General features: G+C 73.3%; 9 protein-coding genes. 3 read left to right on the top strand and 6 right to left on the bottom strand.

Features of this window, described 5'->3' with window-relative positions; all coding sequences use genetic code 11:
• Positions 1-58 precede the first annotated feature (58 nt).
• A complete protein-coding gene (locus P2H44_RS18250; RefSeq protein WP_275765626.1) occupies positions 59-1,009 on the bottom strand; it encodes an alpha/beta hydrolase in 951 nt (316 codons plus the stop codon).
• A gap of 121 nt (positions 1,010-1,130) precedes the next feature.
• Positions 1,131-3,695: an aminopeptidase N gene (gene pepN / locus P2H44_RS18245; RefSeq protein ID WP_275765624.1), complete on the bottom strand. Its 2,565-nt coding sequence runs from the start codon at positions 3,693-3,695 to the stop codon at positions 1,131-1,133.
• A gap of 185 nt (positions 3,696-3,880) precedes the next feature.
• Here pepN and P2H44_RS18240 point away from each other — a divergent pair, with 185 nt between their 5' ends.
• Positions 3,881-6,040, top strand: coding sequence for a malate synthase G (locus P2H44_RS18240; RefSeq protein WP_275765622.1), 2,160 nt, complete (start codon positions 3,881-3,883; stop codon positions 6,038-6,040).
• A gap of 153 nt (positions 6,041-6,193) precedes the next feature.
• Here the strand turns inward: P2H44_RS18240 and P2H44_RS18235 are convergent, their stop codons facing one another.
• Positions 6,194-6,430: a YdcH family protein gene (locus P2H44_RS18235; RefSeq protein ID WP_275765621.1), complete on the bottom strand. Its 237-nt coding sequence runs from the start codon at positions 6,428-6,430 to the stop codon at positions 6,194-6,196.
• 311 nt (positions 6,431-6,741) lie between these two features.
• On the opposite strand from P2H44_RS18235, the gene P2H44_RS18230 reads away from it, so the two are divergent.
• A complete protein-coding gene (locus tag P2H44_RS18230) occupies positions 6,742-7,515 on the top strand; it encodes a gamma-glutamyl-gamma-aminobutyrate hydrolase family protein (RefSeq protein WP_275765619.1) in 774 nt (257 codons plus the stop codon).
• A gap of 275 nt (positions 7,516-7,790) precedes the next feature.
• On the opposite strand, the gene P2H44_RS18225 is transcribed toward P2H44_RS18230, so the two are convergent.
• Complete coding sequence (locus P2H44_RS18225; RefSeq protein ID WP_275765618.1) at positions 7,791-9,470, bottom strand: calcium-binding protein; 1,680 nt, start codon at positions 9,468-9,470, stop codon at positions 7,791-7,793.
• A 306-nt stretch (positions 9,471-9,776) separates the two neighbouring features.
• Here P2H44_RS18225 and P2H44_RS18220 point away from each other — a divergent pair, with 306 nt between their 5' ends.
• Positions 9,777-10,910: an acyl-CoA dehydrogenase family protein gene (locus P2H44_RS18220; protein WP_275765617.1), complete on the top strand. Its 1,134-nt coding sequence runs from the start codon at positions 9,777-9,779 to the stop codon at positions 10,908-10,910.
• Between the two features lie 130 nt (positions 10,911-11,040).
• Here the strand turns inward: P2H44_RS18220 and P2H44_RS18215 are convergent, their stop codons facing one another.
• Both P2H44_RS18215 and P2H44_RS18210 read right to left on the bottom strand, forming a co-directional pair.
• On the bottom strand, positions 11,041-11,805 hold the full coding sequence (locus tag P2H44_RS18215; RefSeq protein ID WP_275765616.1) for an MBL fold metallo-hydrolase: 765 nt from the start codon (positions 11,803-11,805) through the stop codon (positions 11,041-11,043).
• A gap of 145 nt (positions 11,806-11,950) precedes the next feature.
• Positions 11,951-12,880, bottom strand: a complete 930-nt coding sequence (locus P2H44_RS18210; RefSeq protein ID WP_275765614.1) for an alpha/beta hydrolase — start codon at positions 12,878-12,880, stop codon at positions 11,951-11,953.
• Between the last annotated feature and the right edge of the window lie 514 nt (positions 12,881-13,394).

Below are 13,394 nucleotides of genomic sequence, written 5' to 3'. Positions count from 1 at the left end.
CGCGCCCCGGAGGCCTCCGGGGCGCGCGTTTTCGCGTTCAGAGGGTCGTGATCCCGCCTCAGGCCTCCAGCAGGCCGTTGAGGAAGGCGGTCTTGCGCTCGGCGTAGCCCCGCGCGATGGCGAGGTCGGGGAAGGCGTCGAAGGCGTGGATGCCGCCGGGATAGACCGCGAGCTCCGCCCGGTTCCCCGCGCCGGCCCAGCGCCCGACCATCGACATCGTGTCGTCCATCAGCGGATCCTCGGTCCCCACCGAGAACAGCGCCGCGGGCATGTCGTGCAGGTCCGCCAGGATCGGCGAGTAGATCGGGTCCTCGCGATCCGCGGGCGAGGGGATGGCGTTGGCCACGAACCACTCGATGACCGGCGTGTTGAGGATCAGCTTGCGCTCCCCCCAGTTCCGGGCCGAGGCGACCATGCGCATGTCGTAGCAGCCGTAGGTCAGCACCGCGCCCTTGATGCGCTTGTGCAGGCCCGCCTCGCGCAGCATCAGCAGGGTCGAGGCCGACAGGTGCCCGCCCGCGCTCTCGCCGCCGATGAAATAGGGGACGTCGCCGAAGGGCAGCGTCTCGATCGCCCACTTCGCGGCGGCGAAGCAGTCGTCGGGGGCGGCGGGGAACGGATGCTCGGGCGCGAGGCGGTATTCGATCGAGATCACCGCCATGCCGCAGGTCCGCGCCACGCGCTGGTTCTCGCCGTCGTTGTAGGCGGGGGAGCCGAGCGTCCAGCCGCCGCCATGGATGTGCAGGTAGACGCCCCGCGGCGTCCCCTCGGGCAGCGAGACGCGGATGCGCCGGGCGCCGCCGGGATACTCGCGCCACTCCGACCCTTCGAGCGGGCCGTCGGAGGGGAAGATGCCCCGCCCTTCCTCGCGCGCCTTGCGCGTCAGCTCGACCGGGACCTCGTTGGTGGCCGGAAATTCGGCCAGCGTCGCCTCGATCTTCTCGATGAAGGCGCGGGTCTCGGCCGAGACGGCCTCGTCGGTGAACAGCGTGGGGTCGATCTGGAGCACGGGGCCCTCCTCCCTTTTGGTTGTCGGGGAGGATGGGTCGCGCGGAGGCCGCGGGCAAGGCTCGCGTTGGGGAAAGCGGGCGCGCCGCGAGGGGGGGGCCTCGCGGCGCGCCGGGGTCGGATCAGGCGCCGAGCATGCGGGTGACGATCTCGGTCAGGTCGCGCGACAGGTTCGGAGCCTTGGCGATCCGCTCCAGCTCGGCGCGGATCAGGGTCTGGCGGGCGTCGTCGTAGCGCCGCCAGGTCTCGAAGGCGCCGGCGACGCGGGCGGCCGTCTGCGGGTTCAGCGGATCGAGCTTCAGGAGCCAGTCCGCGAGGAAGCGGTAGCCGGCGCCGTCGGCGGCGTGGAAGCAGAAGTGGTTGGTCGAGAAGGCCGCCACCAGCGAGCGGAAGCGGTTCGGCGTCTTCCAGGCGAAGGCCGGATCCTCGGCCAGCGCCTTCACCCGGTCGAGCGTGCCGGGCGCGGGCGTGGTGGCCTGGAGCATGTGCCACTTGTCCATCACCAGCGCGTCGTCCTTCCACTCCTGCGCGAAGGCCGCGAGCGCGGGCTCGGCCGCGGGCGCGCCGGCGTGGAGGAGGGCGGCGAGCGCGGGCAGACGCTCGGACATGTTCGGGGCGTGGGACTGCGCCTCGGCCAGTTCCGGCCCGATGGGGCGACGCGAGAGCAGGCCGAGGCAGGCGTTGCGCAGGGCCCGGCGGCCGGCCGCGGCGGCGTCGGGGGAGTACGGGCCGGGGGATTCCATCGCCGTGTAGAGGGCGCGCAGCTCGGGCTCCAGCGCCTCGGCCAGCGCGGTCTTGGCGGTCTCGGAGGCCGCGTGGATCGCGTCGGGGTCGGCCTGGCGGCCGCGGGCCCAGGTCTCGCGCGCCAGCTCGTCGTCGCCGGGCAGGCCCAGCAGCAGGGCGCGGAAGGCGGGGTCGAGCTCGGCGTCGGCGATGGCGAGGCGCAGGGCCTCGGCGAAGGGGGCCACGGGCTCGGTCCCCATCAGCGCCTCCAGCGCCATGGCGCGGGCGGCCTCCCAGCGGTTGAACGGGTCGGTGTCGTGGGCGAGCAGGAAGGCGCGCTCCTCCGAGGACGACTTGCGGTCGAGGATCACCGGCGCCGAGAAGCCGCGCAGAAGGGAGGGGACCGGCCGCTCGGGCAGGTCGAAGGTCCAGGTCTGCTCGGGCTCGGTCAACTCGAGGACGCCGGGCTCGATCAGCTCGGCCCCGCCCTGCCCCAGCAGGCCGAAGGCCACCGGGATCACCATCGGCTTCTTGGAGGGGGCGCCGGGGGTGGAGGGAACGTCCTGGCGCAGGGTGAGGGTGTACTTGCCGGGCTTCCAGCCTTCGGAGACCGTCACGCGGGGGGTGCCGGCCTGGGAGTACCACAGCTTGAACTGGGTCAGGTCGCGGTTGGTCACGGTCTGGAACACGTCGAGCCACTGTTCGATGGTGCAGGCCTGACCGTCGTGCCGCTCGAAATAGAGGTCGAGGGCCTGGCGGTAGGCGTCGGCGCCGACCAGCAGGCGCAGCATCCGGATAAGCTCGGCGCCCTTCTCGTAGACGGTGGCCGTGTAGAAGTTGTTGATCTCGATGAACTGCTCGGGGCGCACGGGGTGCGCGAGCGGGCCCGCATCCTCGCGGAACTGGCGGGAGCGCAGCATCTTCACGTCGTCGATGCGCTTCACGGGTTCTGAGCGCATGTCGGCGGTGAACTGCTGGTCGCGGAAGACCGTCAGCCCCTCCTTCAGGCACAGCTGGAACCAGTCGCGGCAGGTGATGCGGTTGCCGGTCCAGTTGTGGAAATACTCGTGGGCGATGATGCCCTCGATCAGCTCGTAGTCACGGTCGCCGGCGGTCTCGGGCGAGGCGAGGACGTACTTGGAGTTGAAGACGTTCAGCCCCTTGTTCTCCATCGCGCCCATGTTGAAGTCGTCGACGGCGACGATGTTGAAGACCGAGAGGTCGTACTCGCGCCCGTAGGCCTCCTCGTCCCAGCGCATCGACCGCTTGAGGGCGTCCATCGCGTATTCGCAGCGGCTCTCGTCGCCGGGGCGGACCCAGATGCCGAGGTCGACATGGCGGCCGGACAGGGTGGTGAACGCGTCGCGATGGGCGACCAGGTTCCCGGCGACCAGCGCGAAGAGGTAGGAGGGCTTGGGCCAGGGGTCGTGCCATTCGGCGAAGAGGCGGCCGTCGGGCAGCGTGCCGGTCTCCCCCGGCTCGCCGTTCGACAGCAGCACGGGGGTGGAGGCGGGGGCCTCGATCCGCACCGAGTAGGTGGCCATCACGTCGGGGCGGTCCGGGAAATAGGTGATCTTGCGGAAGCCCTCGGCCTCGCACTGGGTGCAGTAGACGCCGTTGGAGAGGTAGAGGCCCTCGAGCTCGGTGTTCGCCTCGGGGTCGATCTCGACCGTGGTCTCGAAGTCGAAGGCGTCGGGGAGGGGCACGTCGAGCGTCAGCCCGTCGGGGTCCAGCGCCACCTTGTCGAAGACGTCCGCGCCGTCGAGCTTCGCCGCGATCAGCATCAGCTTCTGCCCGTCCAGGCGCAGGGGCCCGTCGGGGCCGTCGCCGCGGGTGAAGCGGATCTTCGCGTGGACCTTGGCGCCCCGCGGCGCGAGGTCGAAGACCAGCCGGACCGTCTCGGCGCGCCAGGTGGGCGGCGTGTAGTCGACGAGGCGGATGGGCTGCGGGGCGTCCGGACGCATGGGGGTCTCCTGTTCAACGCGCAGGACCCAGACTTGCAGCCCGGGGTGGGCGGGCGCAAGGCTGGGGGACGATCGGTCCGTCAGGTCGGCCTTTCCGACAGGTGAAATCGGGCGCCGCAAACGCTGGCCGAAGGTCGCCCCGGCGGTCATGTTGCAGGCGACGACTCAGTTTCCAGGAACAAGACATGCCCGACCGCATCGACGTCGCCGGCCTGCGCGTGGCCCGTCCGCTGCACGCCTTCATCGAGACCGAGGCGCTGCCGGGGACGGGCGTGAGCTCGGACGCCTTCTGGGCGGGGCTCGCCGGCATCGTGAAGGAGCTGGGCCCGCGGCGTCGCGCCCTGCTGGACAAGCGCGCCGACCTGCAGGCGCGCCTGGACGGCTGGTGCCGGGCGATGAAGGGCAAGCCCTGGGATCACGACGACTACCGCGCCTACCTCCAGGAGATCGGCTACCTGGTCCCGGAGGGCGAGCCCTTCGCCATCGAGACCGAGAACGTGGATCCCGAGATCGCCGAGATCGCGGGGCCGCAGCTGGTCGTGCCGGTGATGAACGCGCGCTATGCGCTGAACGCGGCGAACGCGCGCTGGGGCTCGCTCTACGACGCGCTCTACGGCACCGACGCGCTGGGCGACCTGCCCACGGGCAAGGGCTACGATCCCGAGCGGGGCGCCCGGGTGATCGCCTGGGCGAAAGGGTTCCTGGACGAGAGCGCGCCGCTCGCGGGCGGCACGTGGGCCGACGTCACCTCGATCCGGGTCGAGGGCGGGGCGCTGATCGTGGACGGCAAGGCCGGCGAGACGGGGCTCGCCGACCCCTCCCAGTTCGCGGGCTATACCGGCGAGGCGTCGGCGCCCGCCTCGGTGCTGGTGAAGCGCAACGGGCTGCTGGCGCAGGTGGTGATCGACAAGAGCCACTCCATCGGCGCGACCGACCCCGCCGGCATCGCCGACGTGAAGCTGGAATCGGCGCTGACCGCGATCATGGACTGCGAGGACTCGGTCGCCGCGGTGGACGCCGAGGACAAGGCGCTGGCCTATCGCAACTGGCTGGGCCTGATGAAGGGCGACCTCTCGGAGGAGGTCTCGAAGGGCGGGGAGACCTTCACCCGCACGCTGAACGACGACTTCGAGGCCATCGGGCCCGAGGGCGAGCCCTTCACGGTGCGCGCCCGCGCCCTGATGCTGGTGCGCAACGTGGGCCTGCTGATGGACACGCCCGCGGTGCACTCCGCCGGGGAGGAGATCTCGGAGGAGGCGCTGGATGCGATGTGCACGGTGCTCTGCGCCCTGCATGACGTGAAGGGGGCGCGGAAGAACTCGCCCGCCGGCTCGATCTACGTGGTCTGCCCCAAGATGCACGGGCCCGAGGAGGCCGCCTTCGTCTCGGAGGTCTTCGACCGGGTCGAGGACGCGCTTGGCCTGCCGCGCTACACCGTGAAGATGGGCATCATGGACGAGGAGCGGCGCACCACCGTGAACCTCGCCGAGTGCATCCGCGCCGCGAAGCATCGCGTCGCCTTCATCAACACCGGCTTCCTCGACCGCACCGGCGACGAGATCCACACCTCGATGGAGGCGGGTCCGATGGTGCGCAAGGCCGACATGAAGGCCCAGCCCTGGATCAAGGCCTACGAGGAGTGGAACGTCGACGTGGGCCTGGCCTGCGGGCTGGCCGGCAAGGCGCAGATCGGCAAGGGGATGTGGGCGGCGCCCGACCTGATGGCCGACATGCTGGAGCAGAAGATCGGCCACCCCAAGGCCGGCGCCAACTGCGCCTGGGTGCCCAGCCCCACCGCCGCGACGCTGCACGCCACGCACTACCACAAGGTCGACGCCCGCGCGGTGCAGAAGGAGATCGCCGCCGGCGGGCGCCGGGCGAAGCTGTCGGACATCCTGACCGTGCCGCTCGCCGACCGCCCCAACTGGTCGGCCGAGGAGATCCAGGCCGAGCTCGACAACAACGCCCAGGGGATCCTGGGCTACGTGGTGCGCTGGGTGGACCAGGGGGTCGGCTGCTCGAAGGTGCCCGACATCCACGACGTGGGGCTGATGGAGGATCGCGCGACCTGCCGCATCTCCTCCCAGCACATCGCCAACTGGCTGGCGCACGGGGTGGCCTCCGAGGACCAGGTGATGGAGACGCTGCGGCGCATGGCGGCCGTGGTCGACCGGCAGAACGCGGACGATCCGGCCTACACGCCGATGGCGCCGGGCTTCGACGGCCCGGCCTTCGCGGCGGCGTGGAACCTGGTGTTCATGGGCCGCTCCCTGCCCGCGGGCTACACCGAGCCGGTGCTGCACCGCCGCCGCCTGCAGCTCAAGGCGATGAAGCGCAGCGCCTGAGACGACTAGGCCGGGCGCCCCTGCCAGGGCGCGCCCGGCCGCGTTCGCGACCGCCCCGAATGACGCGGATCGCGCTTCGGTCGGCCGCGCATGACACGGGCCGCGGAGGCGTCCTCCGCGGCCCGGTGCGTTTCCCGGCCTCGGGCCCGCCGCTCAGGCGGCGAGCAGGCCCCTGATCTCGTCCAGCAGCGCCAGGCGCTTCTTCTTCAGCGTTTCGAGGGCCAGGTCCTCCATCGGCTCCACCCGGGTCTCGGCGCGGTGAATCTCCCGGTTCAGCACGTGATACTCGTCCGAGAGGCGGGCGAGGTGCGGGTCCTCGCGCCGACGCTCGGCCAGGCGCGGCGCGAGATCGGGAAGGGCCTCGGCCAGTTCATGGGGGACATGGGACATCTACGGTCTCCTTGCAGGTCCTTCGGGCCCGGCGCCGGTCCGCCGCGCGGACCTCGTCGCCGAGCGTCGGATCGACCCTCGCGCGCCCCGCGGCCCCGCGCCTTGATCCCGGTCAAGCGGACGCCGCGGAAGAGCGGATCGGGAAACGCCGGCGGCGGAGGCGGGGCGATCGTCCGCCGCGGCGGGAGGGCGCCTCGACGTCGCCTGCGGGCGGGGCTAGATTGGCCGTTCAGCGACGAAACGGCCGCGGCCGGGCGCCACTCACGGCCCCCCTCGCGGCCAGACCCGGACCCAGAGAACCCCGAGAGCCCATGCCCGGCAGAGCCTCCCGCCCCGTGATCGGGGTCATCGCCAACGCCTTCCTGATCAACGACACCTTCCCCGTGTCCGCGGCGGGCGAGATGAACCTGCACGCGGTGGCCAAGGCCGCGGGCTGCCTGCCGCTGGTGATCCCCGCCCTGCCCGAGGCGATGTCGGTCCCCGACCTGCTGGACGCCTGCGACGGGTTCGTGTTCACCGGCGGGCGGGCGAACGTGCATCCGTCGCACTACGGCCATGACGAGACCGAGGCCCACAAGCCCTTCGATCCCAAGCGCGACGGCGTCTCGCTGCCGCTGATCCGCGCGGCGGTCGACGCCGGCGCCCCGGTGCTGGGCATCTGCCGCGGCTTCCAGGAGATGGCGGTGGCCTTCGGCGCCACCCTTCACCCCGAGATCCGCGACCTGCCGGGCCGCATGAACCACCGCATGCCCCCCGACGGCACGGTCGAGGAGAAGTTCGCCCTGCGCCACAAGGTCGAGTTCCGGGAGGGCGGCGAGTTCCACCGCATCCTCGGCGTGACCGAGGCGATGACCAACACGCTCCACGGCCAGGGGGTGATGGAGACGGGCCCGCGCGTGGTGATCGAGGGCACCGCCCCCGACGGCACGCCCGAGGCGCTGTCGATCCGCGACGCCCCCGGCTTCGCGCTGGGCGCCCAGTGGCACGTGGAATGGATGGCCTGGGAGAGCCCGGTCGGCCAGGCCGTCTACCGCGCCTTCGGCGACGCCGCCCGCGCCCGCGCCGCCCGCCGCATGGCCGCCTGACCCCACACCCCGCACGACGCCCCGGCGACGCCCGCCCCCCGCGCCCCGGACAGCCTTCCTCGCGGAGCGCCTGTTCCCCGGAGCCGTCCGTCGCTGATGCCGATCAGAGCGAGTCGGCGGGAGGGGTCCAGGATCGCGCAGCGACCCCGCGCAAGCGGGGCTTGTCCTTGACCCCTCCCGGCGACTCGCTCAGGCATCGTCGGCGACGGACGGCTGCGGGGAGCAGGCGCGGCCCTGTTCCCGGGTGAGTTCAGAAGCGCCCGCCCGGCAGGGCCCTAGACCAGCCAGGACTGCCCCGCGTCCTCCAGCGCATCGAGGGTCACGCCCAGCAGCATCAGCTCCGCCCCCGCCAGCTCCACACTGACCCCGCGCGCCGTCTCGGCGACCTGCAGGGGCTCGGCCCCGCGGGGCAGCCACAGCCCGTCCTCGGCCGGATCGAAATCCTCCACCCGGTCCCGCCCGCCGCCGGCCGCGAGGCGGAAGAGGTCCGCCCCCGCCCCGCCCAGCAGCCGGTCCGCGCCCGCCCCTCCGTCGAGACGGTCGTCCCCGCCGCCCCCCGCGAGACGGTCCTTCCCCGCGCCGCCGCGCAGGTCGTCGTCCCCCGCGCCGCCGACGAGGCGGTCTCTCCCGAGGTCTCCGCGCAGGCGGTCGCGACCGTCGTTCCCCTCGATGAGATCGTCGCCGCCGCCGCCGGCGACCACGTCGCCGCCGCCCCCGCCCCGCGCCGCGTCGCGGCCGCCGCCTCCGAACAGGCGGTCGGCCGCGGCGCCGCCGGCGAGCCGGTCCGCCCCCGCGCCGCCCCACAGCCGGTCCGCGTCGGCGCCGCCCTCGATCCGGTCGGCGCCCGCGTCGCCGTGCAGGCGGTCGCCGTCGTCGCCGCCGAAGATGCGGTCGTCGCTCCAGCCGCCCCAGGCCCGGTCGCGGCCCTCGCCGCCGAACAGCCGGTCGGCGCCCGCGTCGCGGCCCAGAACGACCGTCTCGGGCGCGGCGAAGCGGGCGTCGCCGTGGAGCGCGTCGTTGCCTCGCCCCCCGCGCAGCGCGTCGTCGCCGGGGCGGATGCGCACCAGCGGCTCGAGCAGGTCCTGCGCGTCGCCGATCAGCAGGTCGCGGCCCCGGCCGCCGCGCAGCAGGTCGTCGCCGCAGACCAGGCGGCTCTGCCCGTCGCCGGTCAGGACGTCGCCCGACATCGCGGCGCCCGCCCCGCGCGGCGCGATCAGCAGGTCGTCGCCCCCGCGCAGCAGCCAGCCCACGCCCACCGCGCCCACGTCGCCGACCATCACCGGCGTCTCCGGCCGGCGCACGCCGGAGAGCGCCGCGCCCGCGTCCAGCCGGTCGTCGCCGCCGCGGATCAGCGCGCCGTCGTAGCCTGCCTTGTCGAGCGCCATCGCCGCGTCGCCCCACAGATGCAGCGCCCCGCGCGACGCGACCTGGAAGTCGTCGGCTCCGCCGCGGACCTGGAAGGCGGTCGAGGGGATCAGCCAGAAATCCCCTGTCGCCTGCCGCCCGCCTGCGCCCTCGAGCTGGAACAGGTCGCCCCGGCCCCGGTCCTGCGCGGCCGCGCTCAGCGCATCGCCGAACAGCCGCGCGTCGCCCCGGCCCGAGACCTCGAAGCGGTCCGCGCCGTTCAGGATCGGGTCGAAGGCGGCGCCGGGCGGATCCTCCGCGGCGAGGCGCGCGAGGCGGATCGAGGGACGCTCGGCCTCGATGCGCAGCACGCCGTCCTCGGCATGGTCGAGGCGGAGGAGATCGGCCCGGCCCGAGGGCTGGTCGGAGAGGTCGACCGTCAGCCCCCCGGTCTCGCCGCGGGCCAGCGCCTCGCGGCCGTCGCGCGTCGTCCAGCGGTAGGCGGCGGCCAGGCCGTCGTCGGTCAGGACGCCGGGGCCGTCGCGCCCGAAGCCGGCGGAAAGCGCGATCAGGTCGGCGTCGTCCGCGCCGCTCAGAACCAGTCGGACCATCCTGCGCCCCTGCAGGACCGCGCCCCGATGCTCCCCTCGCGCGCAGGGTGACGGGGCCCGGGGGCAACGTCAACCCGGAATGGAATCACATGCGCCAGGATCGCCTCATGAGAGCCCTGCCGCGACGGGGACGCCGGGCGGGGCGGTCGCGGCCGCGCAGCGGACGCGCCGGGGCGCCCGGCGCTCCCCCCCCCAGCCGACCTTGTCGGGCGGCCGGTCGGCGCCTAGGCTGCGCGTGGGGCCGCGTCGACCGCGGCCCCCAACCGCCCGCCGCGCCCCTGCGGCGGATCATCGGGAGGATGCTCAATGACCCTGACGGCGGCCGAGCAGGCGCTGGTGGCGAAGGCGCGCGCCTTCACGGACGAGGTGCTGGTCCCCGCGGCCGAGCGCTGCGAGCGCACGCGCAGCGCCGATCTCGACGCGCTGCGGCTGGCGGCCGAGGCCGGCTTCACCGGCATCCAGGTCCCGACCGAGCTGGGGGGCCTCGGCCTCTCCTTCGCCTGCAAGTCCGAGATCGCCGAGCAGTTCGCCCGCGCCTGCTTCGGCTTCTCGATGGCGATCCTCAACACCCACAACACCGCCTGGCGCCTCGCCCGGCTGACCGACAACCCGCTGGCGCAGAGCCGCGTGGCCCCGATGCTGCGCGGCGAGGCGACGGGCTGCGCGGCGCTGACGGAACCGGGCGCGGGCTCCGACTTCGCCGCGATCCGCACCACGGCGCGGCGGCGGGACGACGGGTCCTGGGTGCTGAACGGCGAGAAGGCCTGGATCACCAACGCCCAGCACGCCTCGACCTCGATCTGCTTCGCCCAGACCAAGGAGATCGGCGACGGCTCGGGCATCGGCGCCTTCCTGGTGCAGGCCGAGAAGCCTGGGTTCAGCCGGGTCGAGGGCTCGGGCAGCTGGGGGATCTTCGCCAACGGGCTCGGCGGCTACCGGCTGGAGGACTACGAGGCGCCGCCGGAGGCGGTGATCTCCCAGCCCGGCACCGCCTTCAAGCAGATCCTGACCGAGATCAACGGGGCGCGCATCTACGTGGCCGCCATGTGCCTGGGCATGGTCGACGCGGGGCTGGATTCGGCCGCCGCCTACGGCCGCTCGCGCCAGATCTTCGGCGGACCGCTGGAGACGCGGCAGGGCTGGCGCTGGCGGCTCTCGGCGGCGGAGGCGGAGCTCGCCGCCGCCCGGGCGCTGGTCAGGAAGGCCGAGGCCGCGCATTCGGCGGGCGAGGACACCCAGCTGATCGCGGCGCAGGCGAAATACGTGGGCATCCAGCTCGCCAACCGCTGGGTGCCGGAGCTGCTGCACGCCCACGGCGCCTCGGGGCTGGGGGTGGATTCGATGTTCGCCCGCCACATGGCCGGGATGCAGGCGGCGAGCTTCGCCGACGGCTCGACCGAGATCATGCTGGAGCGGATCGGGCGGCTGTCGGGGCGCTGAGGCGGGCGGCGCGCCGGCGCATTGAAATGCGCCCTACGCGGAACGAAAGAAGGCGCGCCCGGTGGGCGCGCCTTCTTGGATTCGGAGGGGCGGGGCGCCGGGGTCGGCGCCACGCCCCGCTCGGGGGGCCTCAGTACCAGGGGCCGCGGACGACCTGGGAGGCGCCGGAGGCCTCCTTCAGCGCGGCCTCGAACTTGTCGAGGTCGGAGTCGCGGTAGTGGTAGGGATAGACCACCGCCGGCTTGAACTCGGCCACCGCCGAGGCGGCCTGCGCCTCGGTCATCGTGTAGGGCAGGTTCATCGGCACGAAGGCGATGTCGATGCCGGTCAGGGCCCGCATCTCGGGAATGTCCTCGGTGTCGCCCGCGATGTAGACGGTCTTGCCGTCGATCTCGAGGACATAGCCGTTGTCCCGCCCCTGGGGGTGGTACTTCAGCCGCTCCTCGGTGGTGTTGTAGGCGGGGATCGCGCGCAGCGGGATGCCGCCGGCGTCCGCGGTCTCGCCGTTGGCCACCGCGGTCGCCTTGGCCTTCAGATCCTCGGACAGCTTCTCCATCACCGCGGGGTTAACGATGATCTCGCCCGCGCTCTTGGCGAGCTCGGCCAGCGTCTCCGGGGCGTAGTGGTCGCCATGCTCGTGGGTGATCAGGATCACGTCGGGCGAGGGCATGTCGGCGTAGGCCGAGGGGTCGCCCACCGGGTCGACGTAGATCACCGGGCCGGGCGTCGTCATCACGAAGGAGGCGTGGGAGACGGGGTGGATCCCGATCTCGCCGCCCTGGGTCTTGTAGACGTCGCCGGCGGCCCGCGCCCGCCAGGGCATCACGCTGATCGTCCCGATCCCGGCGAGCGCCGCCGCCCCCAGCCTCATCGCCTCGCGCCGCGTGCGCTGCATGTCGATCTCCCTCTTGCGATCCCGGAAAGGTGTCGAGGCGGAAGGTGGAGCGGTCCGGCGCGAGGGCCAATGACATGGATGTGAGCGGCCGGCGCCCCGGAGCGGGACGCCGGCGCGGACCGGGGGAGCGGGGCGGGCGCCGGCCTCAGGCCTCGGCGCGGGCGGCCTCGCAGGCTTTGGCGATGTCGCGGCCGATGGCGGCCAGCTCCTCGGCGACGGGGGCGCAGAGGTTGTGGAGGCGGATGAAGCCGTGGGTCAGGCCCGGCGCCTCGCGCAGGGTCACCGGCACGCCCGCCGCCTCCAGCGCCTGGGCGTAGGCCAGGCCCTCGTCGCGCAGCACGTCGTATTCGGCCAGCGTCACCACCGCCGGCGGCAGGCCCGAGAGGTCCTTGGTGCGCAGGGGCGAGATGTCGGGCGAGGCCCAGGCCTCCCGCGGGGCGTAGTGACCGAAGAACCACTCCATGTCCGCGCGCTTCAGCGGCATGCCGTCGGAGCGCTCGCGGTAGGAGGGGCGGTCGAAGTCGCAGTCGGTCACCGGATAGATCAGCGCCTGCACCGCCACCTCGACCCGGCCCTTCAGGCGACGGGCGGAGACGGTGGCGAGGTTCGCCCCGGCGCTGTCGCCGGCCACCGCCACGGGCACGGGGCGCGCGAAGGCGCTGCGGGCGAGCTCGGCCGCGTGCAGCAGCGCGTCCTCGCAATCCTCCAGCGGCGCGGGGAAGGGATGCTCGGGCGCCAGGCGGTATTCCACCAGCAGCACCGCGCAGCCGCTGTCGGCGGCGAGCTGGCGGCCCATGGTGTCGAAATCGTCGATGCAGGCCAGCACCCAGCCGCCGCCGTGGTAGTAGACGATCAGGCCCGCCGGCTCGGCCGAGGGGACCAGCAGGCGGCCGGGGATCTCGCCCGAGCGGGTGGGGATCGAGAGCTCGCGCACCTCCGCCATCTCGGGGCCCTTGCCCACGGCCTCCCGCCCCGCGGCGATCTGGGCGCGGCCGGCCTCGGGGGGCTGTTCGGACAGGCCGGGCTGGGCGGCGAGCTTCTCGAGCATCACCTCGATGAACGGGTGCAGCGGCATGGCGGGGGCGTCCTCCCTTGGGATCCTGGGGCGGTTCGGGCGGGCCCGGGGGCCGGCGCCGGCCGCCGTGTCGGACGAAGCGTCGCGCCCCGCCGCGGGCGCGTCAAGACCACTTGCCGGGCGGTCGGTCGGGAGTTAATAAGGTTACCAACGGATCGTCAGCGCCCGCTCCTCCCTGTGCGGCCGCGACGTCCGGACTCCGCGATCCCGGGACCTCCCTCCCGACCGCAGCCTTGAGTCCGGGCCGATCCGTCGATCGCCGGACGGGCCCAGCGCCCGGCCGGCGTTTTTCTTTTGGGCCTCGCCCAAGGCGCCGCCTGGTGGAAAACGATCCGCAGGGTGGACGGCGCCGACGCCGTGCCCGACGGCCGGAAATCCTCTGCCTATCGCCGGTTCCTGCCCGCTTTCCGGGCGCCGGATGCCGGGATGCCATTGCAACGGGCGGTTTGACATCCCCCGCGAGGGTTGCATGTTGAAGCGCATTGCACATGCGCGGCGGTCAGGGAGCGGGCCG

The sequence above is a fragment of the Albimonas marina genome, assembly GCF_029223255.1.
Classification (GTDB): Bacteria; Pseudomonadota; Alphaproteobacteria; order Rhodobacterales; family Rhodobacteraceae; genus Albimonas.
The sequence above is the reverse complement of the archived record's forward strand: the minus strand, read 5'-3'. Positions and strand labels throughout refer to the sequence as shown.